17 protein-coding genes and 1 tRNA gene are annotated in these 20,780 nt (G+C 58.6%); 6 read left to right on the top strand and 12 right to left on the bottom strand.

The window, feature by feature from the left end:
• Nucleotides 1-161 precede the first annotated feature (161 nt).
• The 7 genes from FYJ40_RS00595 to FYJ40_RS00565 all read right to left on the bottom strand — a co-directional run bounded on the left by FYJ40_RS00595 (nt 162) and on the right by FYJ40_RS00565 (nt 6,575).
• Nucleotides 162-1,097, bottom strand: a complete 936-nt coding sequence (locus FYJ40_RS00595; RefSeq protein WP_154514968.1) for a hexose kinase — start codon at nt 1,095-1,097, stop codon at nt 162-164.
• A gap of 56 nt (nt 1,098-1,153) precedes the next feature.
• Nucleotides 1,154-2,035, bottom strand: a complete 882-nt coding sequence (locus tag FYJ40_RS00590; RefSeq protein WP_154514970.1) for an aldose 1-epimerase family protein — start codon at nt 2,033-2,035, stop codon at nt 1,154-1,156.
• A 232-nt stretch (nt 2,036-2,267) separates the two neighbouring features.
• On the bottom strand, nt 2,268-2,792 hold the full coding sequence (lacB, locus tag FYJ40_RS00585) for a galactose-6-phosphate isomerase subunit LacB (RefSeq protein WP_006234831.1): 525 nt from the start codon (nt 2,790-2,792) through the stop codon (nt 2,268-2,270).
• Between the two features lie 63 nt (nt 2,793-2,855).
• Nucleotides 2,856-3,284 (bottom strand): galactose-6-phosphate isomerase subunit LacA, encoded by a 429-nt coding sequence (gene lacA, locus FYJ40_RS00580; RefSeq protein ID WP_006234830.1) that lies wholly within the window; start codon nt 3,282-3,284, stop codon nt 2,856-2,858.
• Nucleotides 3,285-3,594: 310 nt separating this feature from the next.
• Nucleotides 3,595-4,605, bottom strand: a complete 1,011-nt coding sequence (locus FYJ40_RS00575) for a hypothetical protein (RefSeq protein WP_154514972.1) — start codon at nt 4,603-4,605, stop codon at nt 3,595-3,597.
• Nucleotides 4,606-5,017: 412 nt separating this feature from the next.
• Entirely contained in the window at nt 5,018-5,356 is a 339-nt protein-coding gene (locus FYJ40_RS00570; RefSeq protein ID WP_055252615.1) for a PTS lactose/cellobiose transporter subunit IIA, read from the bottom strand.
• 214 nt (nt 5,357-5,570) lie between these two features.
• Nucleotides 5,571-6,575 carry a LacI family DNA-binding transcriptional regulator gene (locus FYJ40_RS00565; RefSeq protein WP_154514973.1) on the bottom strand — a complete coding sequence of 335 codons (1,005 nt, stop codon included), beginning with the start codon at nt 6,573-6,575 and terminating at the stop codon, nt 5,571-5,573.
• 357 nt (nt 6,576-6,932) lie between these two features.
• On the opposite strand from FYJ40_RS00565, the gene FYJ40_RS00560 reads away from it, so the two are divergent.
• Complete coding sequence (locus FYJ40_RS00560) at nt 6,933-8,708, top strand: PTS transporter subunit EIIC (protein WP_154514975.1); 1,776 nt, start codon at nt 6,933-6,935, stop codon at nt 8,706-8,708.
• 66 nt (nt 8,709-8,774) lie between these two features.
• Nucleotides 8,775-10,214 (top strand): 6-phospho-beta-galactosidase, encoded by a 1,440-nt coding sequence (gene lacG / locus FYJ40_RS00555; RefSeq protein ID WP_154514977.1) that lies wholly within the window; start codon nt 8,775-8,777, stop codon nt 10,212-10,214.
• Between the two features lie 357 nt (nt 10,215-10,571).
• Here lacG (FYJ40_RS00555) and FYJ40_RS00550 read toward each other — a convergent pair whose 3' ends face one another.
• Nucleotides 10,572-11,573: a LacI family DNA-binding transcriptional regulator gene (locus FYJ40_RS00550; RefSeq protein ID WP_154514979.1), complete on the bottom strand. Its 1,002-nt coding sequence runs from the start codon at nt 11,571-11,573 to the stop codon at nt 10,572-10,574.
• A gap of 284 nt (nt 11,574-11,857) precedes the next feature.
• Here FYJ40_RS00550 and FYJ40_RS00545 point away from each other — a divergent pair, with 284 nt between their 5' ends.
• Nucleotides 11,858-13,636: a PTS lactose transporter subunit IIBC gene (locus FYJ40_RS00545; RefSeq protein WP_154514981.1), complete on the top strand. Its 1,779-nt coding sequence runs from the start codon at nt 11,858-11,860 to the stop codon at nt 13,634-13,636.
• A gap of 75 nt (nt 13,637-13,711) precedes the next feature.
• A complete protein-coding gene (gene lacG / locus FYJ40_RS00540) occupies nt 13,712-15,133 on the top strand; it encodes a 6-phospho-beta-galactosidase (RefSeq protein WP_229770599.1) in 1,422 nt (473 codons plus the stop codon).
• A gap of 513 nt (nt 15,134-15,646) precedes the next feature.
• On the opposite strand, the gene FYJ40_RS00535 is transcribed toward lacG (FYJ40_RS00540), so the two are convergent.
• A complete protein-coding gene (locus FYJ40_RS00535) occupies nt 15,647-16,411 on the bottom strand; it encodes a DeoR/GlpR family DNA-binding transcription regulator (protein ID WP_370450545.1) in 765 nt (254 codons plus the stop codon).
• 206 nt (nt 16,412-16,617) lie between these two features.
• On the opposite strand from FYJ40_RS00535, the gene FYJ40_RS00530 reads away from it, so the two are divergent.
• Both FYJ40_RS00530 and FYJ40_RS00525 read left to right on the top strand, forming a co-directional pair.
• A complete protein-coding gene (locus tag FYJ40_RS00530) occupies nt 16,618-17,670 on the top strand; it encodes an aldose epimerase family protein (protein WP_154514983.1) in 1,053 nt (350 codons plus the stop codon).
• Between the two features lie 206 nt (nt 17,671-17,876).
• Nucleotides 17,877-17,952: transfer RNA gene (locus tag FYJ40_RS00525), tRNA-Thr, on the top strand.
• A 212-nt stretch (nt 17,953-18,164) separates the two neighbouring features.
• On the opposite strand, the gene FYJ40_RS00520 is transcribed toward FYJ40_RS00525, so the two are convergent.
• The 3 genes from FYJ40_RS00520 to FYJ40_RS00505 form a co-directional block, all read right to left on the bottom strand.
• Nucleotides 18,165-18,638: a YhcH/YjgK/YiaL family protein gene (locus tag FYJ40_RS00520; RefSeq protein WP_117778978.1), complete on the bottom strand. Its 474-nt coding sequence runs from the start codon at nt 18,636-18,638 to the stop codon at nt 18,165-18,167.
• Nucleotides 18,639-18,842: 204 nt separating this feature from the next.
• On the bottom strand, nt 18,843-19,778 hold the full coding sequence (locus FYJ40_RS00510) for a hexose kinase (protein WP_154514985.1): 936 nt from the start codon (nt 19,776-19,778) through the stop codon (nt 18,843-18,845).
• A 58-nt stretch (nt 19,779-19,836) separates the two neighbouring features.
• Nucleotides 19,837-20,718 (bottom strand): aldose 1-epimerase family protein, encoded by an 882-nt coding sequence (locus FYJ40_RS00505; RefSeq protein ID WP_154514986.1) that lies wholly within the window; start codon nt 20,716-20,718, stop codon nt 19,837-19,839.
• Between the last annotated feature and the right edge of the window lie 62 nt (nt 20,719-20,780).

The following is a 20,780-nucleotide window of genomic DNA, read 5'->3' as shown; positions in this document are numbered from 1 at the left end:
GGACGGGGCTATTTTGACTACTTTGCATCTAGAAGTAGTCAAAATAGCCCCGTCCCAAATTAGCTGCCTCTCATGAGAGTGGAAAATCTCCCACTCTAAGCCCGCTTGCGAGCCCAAAATGGGAGATTATCCACTCTCGTTTTGTTCGGTACGCCGTAACTCTAAAGTTCGGTTACCTCTACGCTGTTGTAGACCTCGTCCCAGCGGTCCATGACCAGGTGGCCGGTCTTGGGATCCATAGCGTTGAGCTTGCCGCAGGTATTGGCGGTCTTGAGCACCGTGACGTCGTCGGCACCAGCAGCAATGGCATGCGCAAAACCGGCGATGGTCGAGTCACCGGAACCCGTCGCGTTTACAGCCGCAATCGCGGGCGTCTTGGCGCGGAACGCGCGGCCCTCATGGAAGCCCACCGAGCCGGCAGCGCCCATCGAAACGACGACCCAGGGGATACCGGCAAAACGGTCATCGGCGGCAAGCGCCTCGCGCAGGGCATCGACATCATCGGTCGTAAAGGACGTACCCAGCAGGCCGTTAATCTCGGTCAGGTTGGGCTTTACGAGCTCAGGCTTAGCGTCGGACTCCAGCGCGGCCTCCAGCGATGCACCCGAAGTGTCGAGCAGCACCTTGGCACCCGCCTCCTCGGCGATCTTGACGAGCTCGGCATAGTAGCCGGCATCGACGCCGCGCGGCAGCGAGCCCGAAAGCGTCACAACGTCCGCCTTCGCTGCAAGCTCGGCGAACTTGGCCGTAAAGGCCTCGAGCTCTGCCGGGGCGATCTGCGGGCCGCTCTCCAGCAGCTCGGTCTGATTGCCCTCGTGCAGAATATTCAGGCAAATGCGCGTCTCGCCGGCAATGGGCACAAAGTCGTTCTTGACGCCGTCGGCATCCATGAGCTCGGCCATATAGGCACCCATGTGACCGCCAAGCAGGCCAGTCGCGAGCACGTCGTCGCCCAGCTGCAGCAGCACGCGGCTCACGTTGAGGCCCTTACCGCCAGCGGTCTTTTCGGGCGTCACACGGTTAACATCGTCGATGACCAGCTTATCGAGCTGATAGCGCGTATCAATCGACGGGTTCATGGTAACAGTCAGAATCATATTGAACTCCTGTTTCCGGGGCACGACACGCGCGACCCCAAACATACGATAGCTCGTTAAAGGATCTCGATCTCAAAGCCGCGGGTGACGGTCTCCCCCGGCTTGGCCACCAGGCAGCCGCGCTTGTGCTCCAGAATATCGTCCTCGTCGGAGCAGGTGGACAGGCCGCCCCACGGTTCCACGGCCACAAAGTCACCCTCGGGCTTGCTCCACACAATCAGGTACGGCATATCGGGGAACGTCAGGCGCACGCCCTTGTCCTCGGTCTTCTTGGTCAGCGTAACCACGCGGCTCTCGAGCACGTCAAAGATGGTCTCCGCGAAGTCAAAGAGTTCGTGGGTCAGCGGCAGGTCATGGCCAACCATCGGGTTCTTGCTGCGATGCTCAACATCAATCAGGCCCGTCGAGGGAACGGCAGTGCAGAGGTCGGTGGCCTCACGCTGCTCAAAACGAAGCTCGTAGTCGTCATAGGACTCGCCCTCGTCGAGCGGGCACTTAAAGCCGGGGTGACCGCCCACAAAGAACGGCATGTCCTCGGTGCCCTCATTGGTCACCTCGTACGACACGGCAACCTTTTCCGAATCGATCGTGTAACGAGCAACGATCTTAAACGGATACGGGTACTGCTCGAGCAACTCGGCATGGTCGGCAGAGCTTAAGCTCAGCGCAACCATGTTGTCGCTCTGTTCCTCGAGCTTCCACTCCTGCTTGCGCGCAAAGCCGTGGCGGGCGAGCCTTACCTCGCGGCCGCCCATGGTCATTGCGTGGCCGTCACGAAGGCCACCGCAGATCGGGAAGCAAATGGGGGCCTGGCCCGACCAGACTGCCGGATCACCCTGCCACAGGTACTCACGGCCGTTGGCCGCAATAGAAGTGAACGACCCGCCCGCCGTGCTCAGTGCCACGCGGATAGAACCGTTATCAAGAACAAACTCCATAGGAGCCTTCCCTTTCTTACGACAGCCCACCAAGTCAATAGGGCTGATAGAAAACCGGCCCGCGCCCCCTCACAGAAACGCGAGCCGTCAATTGAAAAGCTGCAGAATGCCGGGTACCGCCAAGAGCGAAGCACTCAAGCCAAGCAAGCAAACGTGTTATCGGAGCAGCTAGCCCGCCAGATGGCTTCGCAGCGTCGGCCGGTCCGGCGTTCGGTAGAACGCCGGAACCTAATTAGTCGTGGTATTCGCCGCGGTCCCACTTCTCGAGGAACTCGTCAAAGAAGTGTGGGTCAGCCTGAGCCTCGGCGTCGGCCTTATTGCAGGCATCGATCTTGGCGATCAGGGCATCGTGCTCGGGGGTCTTCTCGTAAGGCTCCTCCAGGAAGGCAAGCATGATGTCGGCCATCAGGAACTCGCCGGTGATCTTGCCACCAAAGCCCACGATGTTGGCGTTGAGCTCACGACGGGCATACAGGGCAGAGGTCATGTCGCGAACCAGGGCGCAGCGGGCGCCGGGAACCTTGTTGACGGCGTTGGTGATGCCGATGCCGGTGCCGCACAGGGCCACGCCAAAGTCGGCCTTGCCGCTGGCAACAGCCTCGCCCACGGCCTTGCCGTAGATGGGATAGTGCGTACGGGTGTGGCTGTAGGTGCCGCAGTCGAGCACCTTGTAGCCAGCCTGCTCCAGGCGGTCGGCCAGATAGATCTTCTCGTCCGTAACGATATGGTCGCAACCGATTGCGATGGTCTTCTTCATCAGAACGTCCTTTCGTCTGAATTCACAAGTTGAGGTAGAAGTTCGAGTTCTCGGTGGCTCTCGTTAGGCCATCTTGTTGAGCATGTCGACACGGATCTGGTGACGGCCGCCGGCGTACTGTGCACGCAGGAACTCGCGGGCGATCTTCTTGGCGACCTCGGTGCCCACAACGCCCGGGCCCATGGTGACCATGCGCGAGCCGTTGTGCTCGCGGGTCATGTAGGCGGAACGCTCGTCGGAAATGTTAGCGACGACCATGCCCTTGATCTTGACGGCGGCCATATAGGAGCCGACACCGTACTTATCGAATGCGAAGCCCTGGGAATCCTTGTGCTCCAGCAGGTCCTTGGCAACGGCGGTAGCGGAATCGACAAAGTCCGCGGCAGGGGTCTCGGAATAGTCGACGACCTCGTGACCATCGGCGATGAGCATCTCCTTGATGGACTCCTTCATCGACATACCGTCGGCATCGGAAGCGATTACAACCCTCATGACATCCTCCTTGAGAGATACGCAGGTGCGTAGTTTCTGTTTGGAAGTGTTGAATCTCGTTCAGGTCCGGGCATCTGAATGTGCGATTCTTCACTGTTCATGTTTATTTGAACACATTCGAACAGTAACTGCAACAACTTTTTGTTTATCTTTGTTCTTTTTTGAACAAATACCGTTCACGGATGATTGCTGACCGTTTGGACCGGGCGCGGGAGTAGCGACCATGTGTTCAACAAACAAAAGGGCGGCCGAGAACGTGTCTCGGCCGCCCTTCGGCGGTATTCCCCGGTATATACGGCAGCTTTAGCTACTAGGACTGGCCGCCCTTCTTGGCATGCTTGGACGGAGTGCCCAGAAAGCGGCCCGTCAAATAATTCGTCGGCCCGGAAATATCAATCCCCAGCAGTGTGTGCCCCAGCCACAAAAACGCCGCGAGCACCAGCAATGGAATAACGCACGAGGTCACTATCATCACTATGACACCTTCGATAAGGTCGGTCACCTGCTGCACGATCTCGTCGGTCATCTGCTTGGCGCCGCTGGTCACCGTCGTGACGAGACCCGAGGCGCCGTCGGCAAGCTGTTCAAGCACGTTCTTGGACTCTGCGGACTCGGTCTTTTTCTTGTTTGCTTTGGAGCTATCGCTATCTGCCGCACTCGCAGCGTCAGTCGCCTTTTGCTCGGCCGCCTCGATGCTCACTCGATACGTTTCATCGACCTTCTGCGACACCCATACGCTCGCGGGCACCAACACCATGCTAATGATGGCGACCACCAGCACACGCGTTGCCACGCGACGAATGACCGTGCTCGTGCTCCAGCGTCCGTGAATGCCAAGCGACGCTGCAAAGAGCACCAGCGCAAACGGGATCAGGATGCCCAGGCCAACCGACCACAAAATCGTGAGTAAATATTTCTCTAGGTATAGCACGGCAAGCACGATACCAAGATTACCCGAAAGCTGAGCGAGCTGCTCGGCAACCGGCGTTCCCGTATCGCCTGGCAGCGCAGTGATACCCGCAGATAGGGCGACGCACGAGGTCGTGAGCGCCAATACATTGCCCTTCTTTTGATCGATGACCTCGATGGTAGAGTCCCAAGTCTTGGTATCGGCAAAATGCGGACGAGCCACAAACCCCGACAGCAGCGCCAGTACCACGAGCGCAACGATAAAGCCAATCTGCAGCTTTTTGTTTGCGCACACGACATCGGACAGGCTGGGCTGCAGCTCGGTCACCGTTGTTTGCTCGGTTATCTGGACAGGACGCCCATGAGCCATCTCGCTCGCGTCTCTCTTTTGAATCGATCCGTTGTCCGGCATTTGGATACCTCCTCATTCCGGCCTGTATTGCGGATGGAAGTATACCCACCCAGCGAAAAACCGAACGGCAAGAGGCGCAACAGACTGCTGCATGACCTGCCCGCCATGAAATGGGCCCATCTACTACGTTTAACTGCCCATCCCCGACCATGCCCCGTGGCGTAAAAACAAAACCACAGGTAGAACGCCTGCAGTTTTTCATGAAACGCAGGTGTGTTCGGGGGCACCGGGTTAAACGTAGTAGATGGTCCAGTTTCGTGGCGACGCTGCCAACCGATCCCCTGGGGACGGAGGAGAACGGATCATTTTGGGCCGTCAGCCCCTATTTCACCGCAACTTGGAGGAGAACAGAAAAAGCCCTGCCGCGGATAGCGGCAGGGCTTTTGGAAGGGGACTTGGTTGTGCGGGCTCGTTAGGCGAGCTTGGCCTCGAGCTCGGCGATGCGCTTGTAGGCATCGATGGTAAAGCGGGCCTGCTTCTCCAAGATCATAGTGGTCATGAGAGTGTCCTGAGCGTGAGCCATGATGAAGGTCATCTCCATCTCGCCGCCGCCGGCCTCCTGCGAAAGCAGCTTGGTCTGCGTGTCGTGGGCGCCGATAAGCGCATCGCTGGCATCCTTGTGCAGCTGTTCGGCCTTCTCAAAATCACCCTCGCGAGCAGCATCGAGCGCTGCAAGCAGATCAGTCTGGGCGTCACCCGCGTATGCGACAATCTCGAATCCAACCATCGAGATTTCTTCTTTGGTTGCCATATTGCGTTCCTTTCACATATGAACCAACGGAGAGCACCGCGTCCGGGCATACGCGCTGCGCTGTGTATGACAGAAACAATAACATTCAAACAAATAAGAACAATACAAAACGTAATTTCGAGCTATGAACGGTCGCTTTTCACCCGCGAACGGTTTCCAAACCATTTCGAACAATATCAAACATGATTAACGGAAACCCAAACAGGACCGCGCCCTAACGCAAATCGTGCACCGTATCGCCCTCTACGAGCGCGCCGGGGATCAGCATGTGCTCCACGCCAGACGCAACTCCCTCGGCGCCGGCAATCTTGTCGACTGCCCACATGCCGACACGCTTGTTGTCAAAGCGCACGGTGGTCAGGCGACGATCGGGCACGATGTCGCCCAGACTATCATCAACCCCCACCACGCTCACGTCCTCGGGCACACGCCTTCCGCGCGACTCGAGTCCGCGAATGCAGCCGTAGGCCATGGCGTCATTGGAGGCATAGATGGCAGTACAGGTCGGATCGTCCGCCAGAGCCTGGCCTGCGGCATATCCACTCCGCGCCGTCCAGTCGCCACGGATGAGTCGCGGCAGCTCAATACCATGCGCGCGCAATGTCTCGCGCCAGCCCTCCTCGCGCTGCATGCCCGAAAGCGAGCGTTCGGGACACGAGATAAAGTGCACGGTCTTGTGCCCCTGCCCCAGCAAGTACTCGACAACCTGGCGCGAACAATCGAACTGATCGTTATCGACCGTCGAGCACAGCGGGTGCTCCAGCATGGTAACGAGCACCGTCTGCATACCAGGCAGCGGCTCAAAGGTGCCAAAGTCCGCCGGCATGCGATTCATGATCACGACCATGCCATCCACCGGCAGTGCGCTCATGCGCGACGATGCGCTCTCGAGGGTATACGGATGCCCATCTACTTTAGTGAGGGTAATGGCGTAGCCGTGCTTATCGGCGGCGGCGGCAAAGCCCTCCATACGGTCGAGGTTGCCGGTACCGGTAATGTTGAACATGGCGACGCCGACGGTCTTAAACTTGCCGCGGCGCAGCGATCGACCGGCAAAATTGGGGCGATACCCCAGCTCGCGCATGGCGGCACGCACGCGCTCCTTGGTCTCGGGGCGCACGCTGAGCGAATCGTGGACGGTGCGCGAGACCGTCTGTTCTGAGACGCCCGCGAGGCGCGCCACATCCTTAACGGAAACCGATTTTTTAACAGCGGCCATAGGTCGATCTTTCTATGTCAACGATGCCATTGGTGGCACCCTACGCAGTCAAATGAAACGTCTTCAAGTATATCTAACGCCTCCCCCACCATACGCTCACCACCCAAAACCTACCGTTCACCGACATTTTTGCTTCCCCGAACGGCTTTTATCGTCCAAATGTTAACGTTGCCATTGTGCAAACACAGGGCCACCGGGCGGCTCAAATGTTTACGCGCAAGAAATCGACGGTCCGCAGGCACAGGGGCCATCGGTTCGCGTCTTATTTTGTGTCACAAAATGGCAACGTCAACATTTTGGCAACCAAACGTCAAAAGTTACCATCGTTGCTAACCCACCGACTCTTAGGAGCTTTGCATGGAGCAACTCATCGCCACCATCGAAAAGGGCCAGCCCTTTTTCAACGCGATCGCCCGCAACAAGTACCTCAAGGCGATCCGCGACGGTTTTATCTCCGTCATCCCCATCATCATCTTCTCGTCCATCTTCTGCCTGGTAGCCTCGGTCCCCAACATCTGGGGTTTCTACTGGCCCGATGACATCAACAACGCCCTGTGGAAGTGCTACAACTACTCCATGGGCATCCTGGCCATCGCCTGCGCCGCTACCACGGCCAAGCATTTCGCCGACGCCCAGAACCGCGATCTGCCCAAGAATAACCAGATCAACTTTATCTCGTGCATGTGCGCGGCCATCATCGGCTTCTTGCTCCTTTCGAGCGACACCATCGCCACGGATGCTGCCAGCGGTTTCAACACCACCTACCTTGGTTCCAAGGGCCTGCTGACCGCCTTCATCGCTGCGTTTGTGACCGGCATCATCTACAAGTTCTTTATCAAGCGCAACATCACCGTCAAGATGCCCGAGCAGGTTCCGCCCAACATCTCGCAGACCTTTAAGGACATCATCCCCTTCTCCGTCTGCATCACCGTCTTTTGGGTCTTTGACATCGTCTTCCGCGCTGCCTTTGGCTTCTGCTTTGCCCAGGGCGTCATCCAGGTGTTCCAGCCCCTGTTCACCGCTGCCGACGGCTACATCGGCCTTGCTGTGATTTACGGCGCCATGAGCCTGTTCTGGTTCGTGGGCGTCCACGGCCCCTCGATCGTCGAGCCCGCCATCGCCGCCGCCCTTGTTGCCAACATGACCGACAACCTGGCTGCGTTCCAGGCCGGCCAGCACGCTTCCGCTGTTCTGACCCAGGGTGCCCAGTACTTCGTCGTCTGCATGGGCGGCACCGGCGCCACGCTCGTCCTGGTCTTTATGTTCTGCTTCCTGGCCAAGTCCCAGGAGATGCGCGCCGTTGGTAAGGCCGCTATCGTCCCCGTGTGCTTTGCCGTCAACGAGCCGCTGCTGTTCGCCGCGCCTATCGTGCTCAACCCCGTCTTCTTTGTCCCGTTTGTCTTTGCCCCGATCGCCAACATCTGGATCCTCAAGATCTTTATCGACTTCTTGGGCATGAACGGCTTTATGTACACCCTGCCCTGGACCGTCCCCGGCCCCATCGGCACCATCATGGGCCTGGGCTTCCAGCCGCTCGCCTTTGTGATGCTCGCCCTTATCCTGGTCGTCGACTTCGTTCTGTACTATCCGTTCTTCCGTGCCTATGACGCCCAGAAGTGCGCCGAGGAGGCCGAGATTTCCCAGGAGGAGCTCGCCGCCAAGAACGCCGAGAAGGCCGCCAAGCTCAACGATGCCTTCCAGGGCAAGGCTGACGCCAAGAGCGTTGCCGCCGGCGCTGCTGCCGAGGCCGTGGAAGCCGGCGCTCCCGCCGCTTCCGCAGCACCCGCTGCCGAGGCAACGGCCACCAGCGACCTCAACGGCAAGCGCGTGCTCGTGCTCTGTCAGGGTGGCGGTACCTCGGGCCTGCTCGCCAACGCGCTGGCCAAGGCCGCCAAGGAGCGCGGCATCAATCTTGAAACCGCTGCCGAGGCCTATGGCAACCACGTGGACATGCTCCCCGACTTCGATCTGATCGTCCTGGCCCCGCAGGCCGCAAGCTACCTGGCAGACCTGCAGAAGGACTGCGAGCGCGTGGGCAACAAGTGCGTCGCCTGCCGCGGTAAGCAGTACATTGAGCTTTCCCAGAACGGCGATAAGTCTCTCGCCTTCGTCGCCGAGCAACTCTCGAAGTAAGTAACGCACAGGGCCAGCCGACCATCCAAGACCGGCTGGCCCTTCGATTTAGACGATTGGATCATCATGTCCGTTAACCCTGCTAGCGTTACCAACCCGCCTGCGCAGTTTCCCGAGGACTTTGTCTTTGGCGGCGCCACTGCTGCCTACCAGGTAGAGGGCGAGACCCGCACCCACGGTAAAGGCAAGGTTGCCTGGGACGACTTCCTGGAGGCCCAGGGGCGCTTTTCCCCCGATCCCGCTTCGGACTTCTACAACCAGTACCCCGTCGATCTGGAGCTGTGCGAGGAGTTCGGCATCAACGGCATTCGCCTCTCCATTGCCTGGAGCCGCATCTTCCCCAACGGCACCGGCGAGATCAACCCCGAGGGCGTGCAGTTCTACCACGATCTCTTCGCCGAGTGCCACAAGCACCACGTTGAGCCGTTTGTCACGCTGCATCACTTCGACACGCCGCTTGCCCTCTTTGAGAAGGGCGACTTCCTCAACCGCGAGACCATCGATGCCTTTGTGGACTTTGCCACCTTCTGCTTTAAGGAGTACGCCGACCAGGTGACCTACTGGTTCACCTTTAACGAGATTTGGGCCGATGCCTCCAACACCTACATCGAGGGCACCTTCCCCGGCGGCGTCAAGGCGCATCTGGCCGAGGCTTTCCAGTGCGAGCACAACATGATGCTCGCCCACGCCAAGGCCGTACTGGCCTTCCACAACGGCGGTTTTAAGGGCAAGATCGGCGTCATTCAGTCGTTGGAGTTTAAGTATCCGCTCAACGAGAACGACCCCGCCGACATCAAAGCCGCCAACAACGAGCACGTGTTGCAGAACCAGTTCTTGCTCGACGCCACCTTCCGCGGCGACTACGCGCCCGACACCCTCGAGTGCGCCAACCGTCTGGCTGCCGTCTCGGGCGGCACCATCGAGATCCTGGACGAGGACCTCGAGATTATGCGCGAGGCCGCGCTCTACAACGATTACCTGGGCGTCAACAACTACCAGTGCCGCTTCTTGAAGGCTTACGACGGCGAGAACGACCTACACCACAACGGTACGGGCGAGAAGGGCACCGGCCGCTGGCGCGTTAAGGGTATTGGCGAGCACGTGAACAAGCCTGGCATCCCCACCACCGACTGGGACTGGATCATCTATCCCGAGGGCCTGTTCGATCTGCTCGTCTACATTAAGCAGCGCTACCCCAACTACAAGCAGATCTTCATTACAGAAAACGGCATGGGCTACAAGGACCCCTACAAGGACGGTTTTGTGGACGACCAGCCGCGCATCGACTACATCGAGCAGCACTTGCGCTGGCTGCTCAAGGCCATGGAGGTGGGCGTCAACGTGGGCGGCTACTTCCTGTGGAGTCTGCAGGATCAGTTCTCCTGGACCAATGGTTACAACAAGCGCTATGGCTTCTTCTACGTTGACTTTGAAACCCAGAAGCGCACGCCCAAGGCAAGCGCCTACTGGTACAAGCACGTGGCGCAGACCCGTCGTCTGGACTAGCGGCTGGCGACCAGCGGAATTGCCCCGCTCACATAACCTGTCCCCATTTCTCAGCCGGGGGTGGCACGTCACACGGCGCGCCGCCCCCGGCCTTTTGTTTTTGTTCGGCTGGGGGGCCGTTTGTCTCGATCTGTAACATCTAGCCGAGTTTTTGGTCCCTAGCTGTTACAAATCAAGACAAACCGGGAAGACGGGGCCGAATTGTCTAAATCTGTAACACTAAAACCGGTTTTGGACGTCTGGTTGTTACAGATTGAGATAAACGCACAGGACAATCCTCTCAATCTCGATCTGTAACATCTAGCCGAGTATTTCGGTCCTAACTGTTACAGATTGAGATGAACGAGCCGAGCACGTCTACACCCGCAGGTCCTTCACGCTGGAACGCTCGACCAACACGCCCGAGACGAGCGTACGGCTTCTGGAGCTCGGGACTTCCAGACCTGCGACGACCTCGTTAAGTGCACGGATGCCCAGCTCGCGGTGACGAAACTTCACCGACGTCAGAATCGAGTTGGGAATCGTCTTGTAGAGCTCATCGTCGAAGCCGATCACGGACACGTCGTCGGGCACACTGAGTCCTTTGTCACGTAGAGCCATCATCACGCCGTTTGCCATGCAGTCGTTAGCAGCGAGGACCGCCGTGCAATCGGGTTTATCGGCAAGCACAAGGCCCGCGGCATAGCCACTATCCGCATTCCAATCACCTTGCAGAGGCTCGGGCGGCTCAATGCCACGCGTCTCGAGTGCTGCACGCCAACCTTTTATACGGCACTGGCTCGACAGCGACTCTTTTTTACCAGAAACGAAATACACGTTCTTGTGCCCGTGGTTCAAGAAGTACTCGCACGCCATGCGCGCGCCGCCCTCTTGGTCGTCGCTGACGGTGGAGCAGGTAGGATGCTCCATCGGCGTAATGATCACCGTCTTGAGGTCTTTCGGCGCCTCAAAGGTATCAAAGTCATCGACCATCTGACGCAGGTTGAAGATCATGCCATCAACAGGCAGCTGCGACATTCTACGCGCCGCTTCGGCAAGGGTCATCTTCTCCCCCGCCCGCTTTTTGATCATCGTGAGCGCAAAGCCGCGTTCTTCGGCGGCATCGGCGATACCGTCAATCATGTCCACGGCGCCGCCCGATAAGTGGAACATCACCACGCCGATGCACCCGTAACGGCCCAACTTGAGTGAACGCGCGGCAAAGTTCGCCCGGAACCCAAGCGCCTCCATGGCATCATGGACCCTATCGCGTGTCGACTCTCGTACGCTATCGGGCTCGTTGATTACGCGCGACACCGTCTTGAGAGAAACGCCCGCGGCAATCGCCACATCATTCATTGAGACATTTTTCTTGTCCATCGTTGCCACTGCTTCTCCAGTCGGTTTTGCATCGCTTGTTTTTTGTGTTCTAGCATACACTACCTGCCTGACTGATAAATCAGCCGTTTATCGGACGATATCGACCGTTCACCTGTAAATCCTTGTTGCTCATCCAAAAATGTCTTACGTTGTCATTAGCGAAATGACAACGTTGTCATTTCGCAATGCCTTCCTTAAGCAGGAAGGTTTCCGGGCAGTCCTAACAATCCATCGACGACCAGTTCCATCCACATGCATCGCGCATCAAGCAGCAAAGGAGCTCTATGGACGCCATCGTAAAGATGCTCGAAAAGCATCAACCGTTCTTCGAGAAGATCTCGAGAAACATCTACCTCCAGGCCATCAAAGACGGATTCCTTGGGTGCATGCCCATCGTCCTCACCTCTTCGATTTTTTTGCTAATCGCCACGCTTCCCGGCGTGGTCGGCATCACGTTGCCCCAACCGCTCATCGACTGGTGCAACAAGCTGTACAACTTCACCATGGGCGTCATGGGCATCATGGTTGCCGGCACCACTGCCAAGAACTTTACGGCTTCTATGAACCGTCGCATGCCCGCCGGCAAAGTGCTCAACGACGGCTCCACCATGGTGGCCGCCCAGTGCAGCATGCTGCTGCTCGCTGTTACGCAGTTCACCACCAAGTTCGACGGCTCCGAGCTTTCGGTCTTCGATTGCACCAGCATGGGTACGCGCGGTCTGTTCTCGGCTTATATCGCCGCGTTCATTACCGTGTGGGTCTATAAGTTCTGCGTCTCGCGCGATCTGACCATTAAGCTGCCCAAGGAGGTTCCGGGCGCCATCGCTCAGAACTTCCGCGACATCATCCCCTTTGGCGGCGCCGTCATCATCTGCGGCATCATCGATGTCGTCGTGCGCAACCTCATGGGCGTTCCGTTCTCCGAGCTGCTCATCAAACTGCTCTCCCCGCTCTTTACCGCTGCAGAAACCTATCCTGGCCTTATCCTTATCCAGGCAGCCACCGCGTTCTTCTGGTTCATCGGTGTCCACGGTCCTTCGATTGTCCAGCCGGGCATCGACCCCATCCGTCTTGCCAACCAGGCCGAGAACCTGCAGGTTCTGCTGGCCGGTGGTCACCCCGCCCATTCCCTCACCTTCAACATGTCGCTCGTGGGTGAGTTCGGCGGCACCGGCGCCACGTTCATCGTGCCGCTTCTGCTGATTCTCTTCATGAAGTCCAAGCAGCTCAAAGCCGTCGGTAAGGCTTCGATTGTTCCTGTTGCCTTCGCCGTCAACGAACCGCTTCTCTTTGGCGCGCCGATGATCCTTAACCCCTACATGCTCATCCCCTTTGTTGCCGCCGGCTGCGTCAACGTAAGTGTTGCCAAGTTCTTTATCGATAATGTGGGCATGAACGGCTTCTCCTTCGTGGTGCCTTGGGCCACCCCCGCCCCCATCGGCATTTTCATCACCACGAACTTCCAGCTTATTGCCCTGGTATTTGTCGCGATCATCATCTTGCTGGACGCCATCATCTACCTGCCGTTCTTGAAGGCATACGACAAGCTGCTCTGCGACCAGGAGGCCGAGCGCGCCGCCGAGCTGGGTCTTGAGTCCAATGGCGCCGCTGCCATCGCCGCCAACGCCTCTGCGCCCGCTGCCGAGCAGACTACCGCTTCCGTCGAGACGACCGTTGCCGCTGCCGACAGCAAGCCTGTCGCCGATCAGCCCGAGCCCGTCGTCGAAGCATCCGCTAAGAAGGATGTCGACGGCCTGAAAGTCCTCGTCCTGTGCGCCGGTGCCGGCACCTCTGCCATGCTTGCCAACGCCATCAAGGAAGGTGCTGCGCAGACCGGAGAGAACATTGCTTCCTCCGCAGGCGCCTATGGCCAGCACACTGCCATCATGGATCAGTACGACGTTATCGTGCTTGCCCCGCAGGTTCGTAGCTACTACAACGACATGAAGGCCGACACCGATCGTCTGGGCATTAAGCTGCTCGCCCCGCGCGGTAAGGAATATATCGACCTTACCCGCGACCCCGCTGGCGCCATCAAGTGGCTCCGTGAGAACCTCGACTAGCTCCTCCCTCTGTTGGTGCCCGGATCCCCAGTTCGGGCACCTCTCCCTATTCGTATCCCACAGAAAGGATGCCTCATGACCAATCCCATGCAGTTCCCCGACGGCTTTGTGTTTGGCGGCGCCACTGCCGCTTACCAAGTTGAGGGCGAGACCCGCACGCACGGCAAGGGCAAAGTGCCCTGGGACGATTTCCTGGCAGCTCAGGGTCGCTTCTCCCCCGACCCCGCAAGCGACTTCTACAACAAGTATCCGGTCGATATCGACCTGTGCCAGCGCTTCGGCATCAACGGTATCCGCGTCTCCATCGCTTGGAGCCGCATCTTTCCCAACGGCACCGGTGAGATTAACCCCGAGGGTGTCGCCTTCTATCACGAGCTCTTTGCCACCTGCAACAATGCCGGCGTTATCCCCTATGTCACGCTCGATCACTTTGATACGCCCGAGGCCTTTTACCAGAACGGCGGCGAAGGCTTCCTGACGCGCACGACGATCGACGCCTTTGTCGAGTACGCCAAGTTCTGCTTTGCCGAGTTCACCGAGGTCAAGCACTGGTTTACCTTTAACGAGATTCCCGCGACCGCCGAGGGCAGTTTTATCGTCGGCAACTGGCCGCACGGCGAGAAGTATCGCCTGGACAAGGCCTTCCAGCTTATGCACAACATGATGGTGGCCCACGCCAAGGCTGTCGTCGCCTTCCATGAGGGCGGCTTTGAGGGCGAGATCGGCATTGTCCAGAACCTGGAGCCCAAGTATCCCCTCGACCCCAACAACGCCGCCGACTGCGAGGCAGCTCGCATGGCCGACGTCATCAACAACCGCTGGGTACTCGATGCCACCTTCCGCGGCCACTATGCAGCCGACACCATGGAAGCCGCGACCAAGCTTGCCCATATCGCCGGCGGCGAGCTCGACGTTCGCGACGAGGACATCGCCGCGCTGACCGCCGCGCTCCCCTACAACGATTGCCTGGGCGTCAACACCTACAAGTGCCAGTTCCTGCGTGCTGCCGAGGGCGAAAACGACATCAACCACAATGGCACCGGCGACAAGGGATCTTCGCGCTGGTTCCTCAAGGGCGTGGGCGAGTCGTGCGTGCGCGAAGGCGTTCCCACCACCGATTGGGACTGGATCATCTATCCCGAGGGCCTGTACGACCTGCTACTGCGCATTAAGAACGATTACCCCAACTACAAGAAGATCTACATCACCGAGAACGGCATGGGCTATAAGGACGACTTTGAGGACGGCTTTATCGATGACGCCCCTCGCATCGACTATATGCGTCAGCATCTCGCATGGATCCTCAAGGCAATCGACGGCGGCGTAAACGTCGACGGTTACTTTGTGTGGTCGCTGCAGGACCAGTTCTCCTGGACCAACGGCTACAACAAGCGCTACGGCCTGTTCTACATCGACTTTGAGACCCAGGCCCGCTATCCCAAGGCAAGCGCATACTGGTACAAGAACGTCGCGGAGACCGGCCTGCTCATGGCCTAGTTTTCGCCGCATATCCCCTGTCGGCCGCATGCGAATCCCTCCACGGGTTCGTATGCGGCCTCTTTTGTTTTGGCGCGGCCCGAGCAGGTCGTTTGTCTCGATTTGTAACATCTAACCGAATATTTCGGCCCTAGCTGTTACAAATCGAGACAAACAGAACGCCCGAGCAGAAATATCTCAATCTGTAACATCTAACTCGCTTTTAACCGTCTAACTGTTACAGATCAAGACAAAGGTGATGGCTGGATAGACAAAATCTCGATCTGTAACACATAGTCGAGTTTTTGGATCCTAGCTGTTACAGATTGAGACAAACGGAATAGGCCGGGCCAAAAATCTCAATCTGTAACATCTGGTTGGTGACTTCACCCCTACCTGTTACAGGTTGAGACAATTTGATAGCGAAGTCCCCATTTGCGCGTCATATCGCATAGCGCTGGCGCGCCGATTCCCCACAATGACAGGGGGGCAAAAGTCCTCACACAGCGCTTGCTAGCAATCCTGCAGCGCTAGCTAGCAAATAACCTGCGTATGCTCCTCGATGGCGGCGCGATCCTCGGCGGCGATACTCGGCTCGCACACCACGGCGTCCAAATTGTCCAGGCGGCAGAAGGTGTAGAAGTCGCGCTTGCCGATCTTGCTGGAATCGGCGATCAGATAGCGCGAGTCGGCCTTGCTAAAGGCGAGCTGCTGGATACGACCCTCTTCCATGTTAGACGTAGACACGTCGCCGTCCAAAATGCCGTTTGCGCCGATAAAGGCTGCGTCGATCCCCAGTGCGCGCAAGGTGTCCTCGGCCGTGGGGCCCACAAAGGCGGCAGTGCGTCGGCGGTACACGCCGCCCACCAGGCACAGTTCGCAGTCTTCGCGCGCCTCGAGCAGGTTAAACACCGAAAGCGAGTTGGTCACAATGCGCAGGCGGCACGCCGGCAGCATCGAGGCCATCTGCTCAACCGTAGTGCCCGTGCCCAAAAAGATGGTCGAACCTTCCTCGATAAGCTCCACGGCGCGGCGCGCAATCTGCAGCTTTTCCTCGGCATGCTTGGTGCGCTTTTCGCTGTGCGAGTACTCGTGGCGCAGCATAGCGTGGGGACGACCCTGCGCACTGCGGGCGCCGCCGTGCACGCGCTCGATTTCGCCCAGGCTCGCAAGCTCCTCTAGATCACGGCGGATCGTCATATCCGAGACGCCCAGTGCATCCGAAATCTCCTTGACCGAGACCGTGCCCTGCTCCTCGAGCAGCTGACGAACCTTATCCTGTCGCTCCGCTTTAATCACGATGAATCCTCGCCGTTCTTTGCGCGCATATCATTCAAACAGTAACGAACAAATTGTATCAGACTCGTGCGCGTCAAAAATGAACGCCCGCACGGCTCCAATCATCACTTTTTTGAGAAAAATACCCCCTGCTTTAGTGGGATGTAGTGATAATCTCACCTGTTCGCGCTACAGTTTGTCGGAAATACCTCGATGTTAGGAACCAAATGATCACTTCTGAGCTTTTCGGCACCGCGCCGTGCGGTACCCCCGTTCATCGTTACACCCTCAACGGGCCCGAGATCTGCGTTCGCATTATGGACTATGGCGCCACCGTGCTGGGTATCGATGTTCCCGACATTCCCGGCAACGTGCGCGATGTGGTGCTGGGCTTCGATAAGCTCGAGGATTACTTTGACAACCCCGCCTGCTTTGGCGCGACCATCGGCCCCGTGGCAAACCGCACTGCGGGCGCCACGATCACCATCGACGGTACGGACTGGCATATGCCCGCCAACGAGGGCACCAACAACCTGCACAGCGATCTTGAGCACGGCCTGCACAAGCGCGTGTGGGATGTTGAGCTCGACGAGGCTCACAACGCCGTGCGCATGACCACCTCGCTTGAGGATGGCGAGTTGGGCCTGCCCGGCAACCGCACCTTTACGGCCGTGTTTACCGTGACGCACACCGGCCGCTTCCGTATCGAATATGGCTGCGAGAGCGACCGCGCCACGTACGTGTCCATAACCAACCACACGTACTTTAACCTTGCCGGCCATAACGCCGGCATGGACTGCGAGCACTTCTTTGTTGCCAACGCCGCCCACTACCTGCCCATTGACGACCAGAACATTCCTACTGGCGAGATTGCTCCGGTCGAGGGAACACCGTTTGATTTTCGCGAGTTACGCCCCGTCGCGCCCGGCATGGAGGCCGACGATCCGCAGATCAAGCAGGCACGCGGCTACGACCACTGCCTGTGCATTGGCGGCTATCAGTACGGCCGCAACCTGCGTCGCGCTCTGCACGTCGAGGAGATGTGGACCGGTCGTGAGCTGGACTACTACACCACCGCCCCGGGCGTGCAGCTCTACACCGGCAACTGGCTGGGCGACGAGCACGCCAAGGACGATGCTAACTATGGCTGGGGCGCCGGCTTTGCCCTCGAGGCCGAGATGTACCCCGACACGCCGCACCAGCCGCTGTTCCCGCAGGGCATTGTGGGCCCGGATCACCCCTACAGCAATGTGATCGAATACCACTTTATGAGGCACTAAGCCCACAACGCGACATATCGCACAGCAACGCCCGCCGGCACACCGCCGACGGGCGTTTTTCTACCTAGTTGTAGGCAACCAGACACATCCCGGCTTGAATGATTGGTGCATTTAACGTGAGAAAAGCTGTCAGAACACTTGCGCGGATTTGCGATGTCCCGTATCATAGACAGCCGTTGACGCCTCAGCTGCGTCACCACATGGCCGCCAGCGTAGCTCAGTTGGTAGAGCACCGCTCTCGTAAAGCGGGGGTCACCGGTTCGAGCCCGGTCGCTGGCTCCATCGCACAAGACAGCCGCCTTCGGGCGGCTTTTTTGTTTTCGATTTTGAGTGCGCGCGCCTACCCACGCATCGCAACAGCGTCAGCTCCCCTATTCAAAAACAGAAACCCCGTTAATCGTGATTCCCCTAGGGAAAACACGATTAACGGGGTCGTAGCGTGCTTCCCTTAGGGAAAACACGCCAGCATACGAACAGCTCAGTCGGGCAGCGCGCTATTCCTCCCAGTAAGCGTCTGCAAGCAGCTTAAAGCAGATCTTCTTGACCGGCTGCGCGCCATCGCCCGGGAACTCGAGCGTGGGCATGTGAGGCTCGCCGGCAACAAACAGCGCAAACTTGTCGTCGGCAAGATCGCCGGCGATCGAGGCGTCGGAATCGACCAGATCGTAGTCGTCCTTCTCGTCAAACTCCTGGACCAGCGTCAGGCTGCCCGTGGCGACCTTAAAGGCCTCGCGACCCTCGACGTCGATCTGCAGGTCGTGATAGCGCTGATGCGTCTCATAGTGAGCCTCGGCCTCGGGACGCGTCGTGGGAGCCATGACGTTTGCAAAGACCTTGTCGCCCAGAATCGGATGGCTGCCGACCTCGAGCTCCGCCGGGTCGTTCTCCTCGAGCCAGTCGATCAGCACGTCGAGGCCCTTGAGCATTCCGCGGTACTCCTCGATATCGCCCAATGCACCGTAAATCATCTAAATCCCCTCTCGGATCGTTTCTTTGGCGGCTACTCGGCAAACGCGTTACCAAAGCTGTTGCCGCCCGCATACGTCTCGACCAGGGTAAGGTCGGGAATGAACACGACAGCATCGGCGTCGCGCCCCGGCATAATGCTACCGCACTTGTCGTTGGCTCTAACCACAAGCAAACAACCGATGCCGGAGCCGACGCCCAAGTTCTTACAGCTCGGCCACGACAACGCCGTTGTAGACCTCGTCCCAACGGTCCATGACCAGATGACCGGTCATGGGATCCATGGCATTGAGCTTGCCGCAGGTGTTGGCGGTACGCAGCACCGTCTCGTCGTCCGCGCCGGCAGCGATGGCATGCGCGAAACCGGCGATAGTGGAGTCGCCGGAACCCGTAGCGTTAACGGCGGGGATATCGGGGGTCTTGGCACGGAACGCACGTCCGTTGTGGAAGCCCACGGAGCCGGCAGCGCCCATGGACACGACGACCCAGGGGATATCGGAGAAGCGGGCATCAGAGGCAAGTGCGGCCCGGAGCTCGTCCACATCATCGGTGGTAAAGCTCGTGCCCAGAAGGCCGTTGATCTCGGTTAGGTTAGGCTTAACCAGCTCGGGCTTGACCTCGGACTTGAGGGCAGCCTCTAGCGAAGCGCCCGAGGTATCGAGCAGCACCTTTGCGCCGGCATTCTCGGCAATGCCAGTGATCTTGGCGTAGTAGTCCGCCTCGACGCCGCGGGGCAGCGAACCCGAAATAGTGACGACGTCGGCCTTGCCAGCCAGCTCGGTAAACTTGGCGGTAAAGGCATCCAGCTCCTCGGGGGCAATCGTCGGGCCGCTCTCGAGCAGCTCGGTCTGGTTGCCGGCGTGGAGGATGTTGAGGCAAATGCGAGTCTCGCCTTTGATGGGCACAAAGTCGTTGTTAATACCGTTGGCATCCATGAGCTCTGCCATATAGGCGCCCATATGGCCACCGAGCAGACCGGTTGCCACAACGTCGTCGCCCAGCTGGCCCAGCACACGGGCCACGTTGAGACCCTTGCCGCCGGCGGTCTTTTCGGGCGTCACACGGTTGACGTCGTCGATAATGAGCTCATCGAGCTGATAGCGCGTATCGACAGACGGGTTCATCGTAACGGTGAGGATCATTTTAGCTCCTTATCTCGCGGGCTCCTTGTGCCTCGCGATACGAGTCGACAAAACGGAATTACAGAATCTCAATCGTGAACGAGCGAACGACAGTCTCCTTGGGCTTGGCGACAAGGCAGCCGCGCTTATGCTCAAGTACGTCGTCCTCATCGGAGCAGGTCGAGAGGCCGCCCCAGGGCTCAACTGCCACAAAATCGCCCTCGGGCTTACTCCACACGATGAGGTACGGGAAACCCTCAAAACTCAAGCGAACGCCCTTGTCCTCGCCCTTCTTGGAAAGCGTGACCTGACGACTCTCGAGCACGTCAAAGATGGTCTCCGCAAAATCGAAGAGCTCATGCGACAGGGGTAGCGTCTTTCCCACCATGGGGTTCTTTGAACGGTTAGCTACATCAATCAAGCCAGTCGAGGGTACGGCGGTGCAAAGCTCCGCAGCCTCGTCTTTCTCGAAGCGCAACTCGTAGTCCGTATAGGCCTCGCCCTCGTCGAGCGGGCACCTAAAGCCGGGGTGTCCACCGATAAAGAACGGCATGTCCTCGGTGCCCTCGTTGGTCACCTCATAGGAAACGCGCACGGCAGCGTCCTCGAGCGTATAACGAGCGACAAGCTTAAACGGGTAGGGATAATCTCTCAGCAGCGCGGCGTTATCCTCCGAAGCCAGGCACATAGCCAGCTCGTTTGCGCTTTGGCTCAGCAGCTTCCACTCCTGTTTGCGCGCAAACCCGTGGCGAGCGAGCTTTACATGATGCCCGGCAAACGTCATGGCGCTGCCATCGCGCAGGCCTCCGCAAATCGGGAAGCAAATCGGTGCCTGGCCGGACCACACGGCGGGATCGCCCTGCCACAAGTACTCGCGGCCTCCGGCCTCAATCGAGGTAAACGAACCACCAGCCGTGGACACCTTAATGGAAATCGAATCGTTGGAGAGAGCGTATACCATTGCCCATCCTTTCGAACAACTGCTTTTGCTCGCAAGTATCCGTCTCGGCCCTGACCAAAGGA

The organism is Collinsella sp. WCA1-178-WT-3 (M1), assembly GCF_009696325.1.
In the GTDB taxonomy this organism is placed as follows: Bacteria; Actinomycetota; Coriobacteriia; order Coriobacteriales; family Coriobacteriaceae; genus Collinsella.
This window is presented reverse-complemented; position numbering and strand designations above follow the sequence as displayed.

Excerpts from the sequence above, each read along its gene's own strand:
- FYJ40_RS00560 (WP_154514975.1), top strand. The coding sequence starts at position 6,933 with ATGGAGCAACTCATCGCCACCATCGAAAAGGGCCAGCCCTTTTTCAAC.
- lacG (WP_154514977.1), top strand. The coding sequence starts at position 8,775 with ATGTCCGTTAACCCTGCTAGCGTTACCAACCCGCCTGCGCAGTTTCCC.
- lacA (WP_006234830.1), bottom strand. The coding sequence starts at position 3,284 with ATGAGGGTTGTAATCGCTTCCGATGCCGACGGTATGTCGATGAAGGAG.
- FYJ40_RS00570 (WP_055252615.1), bottom strand. The coding sequence starts at position 5,356 with ATGGCAACCAAAGAAGAAATCTCGATGGTTGGATTCGAGATTGTCGCA.
- lacG (WP_229770599.1), top strand. The coding sequence starts at position 13,712 with ATGACCAATCCCATGCAGTTCCCCGACGGCTTTGTGTTTGGCGGCGCC.
- FYJ40_RS00590 (WP_154514970.1), bottom strand. The coding sequence starts at position 2,035 with ATGGAGTTTGTTCTTGATAACGGTTCTATCCGCGTGGCACTGAGCACG.
- FYJ40_RS00565 (WP_154514973.1), bottom strand. The coding sequence starts at position 6,575 with ATGGCCGCTGTTAAAAAATCGGTTTCCGTTAAGGATGTGGCGCGCCTC.
- FYJ40_RS00510 (WP_154514985.1), bottom strand. The coding sequence starts at position 19,778 with ATGATCCTCACCGTTACGATGAACCCGTCTGTCGATACGCGCTATCAG.
- FYJ40_RS00550 (WP_154514979.1), bottom strand. The coding sequence starts at position 11,573 with ATGGACAAGAAAAATGTCTCAATGAATGATGTGGCGATTGCCGCGGGC.
- FYJ40_RS00520 (WP_117778978.1), bottom strand. The coding sequence starts at position 18,638 with ATGATTTACGGTGCATTGGGCGATATCGAGGAGTACCGCGGAATGCTC.
- FYJ40_RS00595 (WP_154514968.1), bottom strand. The coding sequence starts at position 1,097 with ATGATTCTGACTGTTACCATGAACCCGTCGATTGATACGCGCTATCAG.
- FYJ40_RS00505 (WP_154514986.1), bottom strand. The coding sequence starts at position 20,718 with ATGGTATACGCTCTCTCCAACGATTCGATTTCCATTAAGGTGTCCACG.
- FYJ40_RS00575 (WP_154514972.1), bottom strand. The coding sequence starts at position 4,605 with ATGCCGGACAACGGATCGATTCAAAAGAGAGACGCGAGCGAGATGGCT.
- lacB (WP_006234831.1), bottom strand. The coding sequence starts at position 2,792 with ATGAAGAAGACCATCGCAATCGGTTGCGACCATATCGTTACGGACGAG.
- FYJ40_RS00530 (WP_154514983.1), top strand. The coding sequence starts at position 16,618 with ATGATCACTTCTGAGCTTTTCGGCACCGCGCCGTGCGGTACCCCCGTT.
- FYJ40_RS00545 (WP_154514981.1), top strand. The coding sequence starts at position 11,858 with ATGGACGCCATCGTAAAGATGCTCGAAAAGCATCAACCGTTCTTCGAG.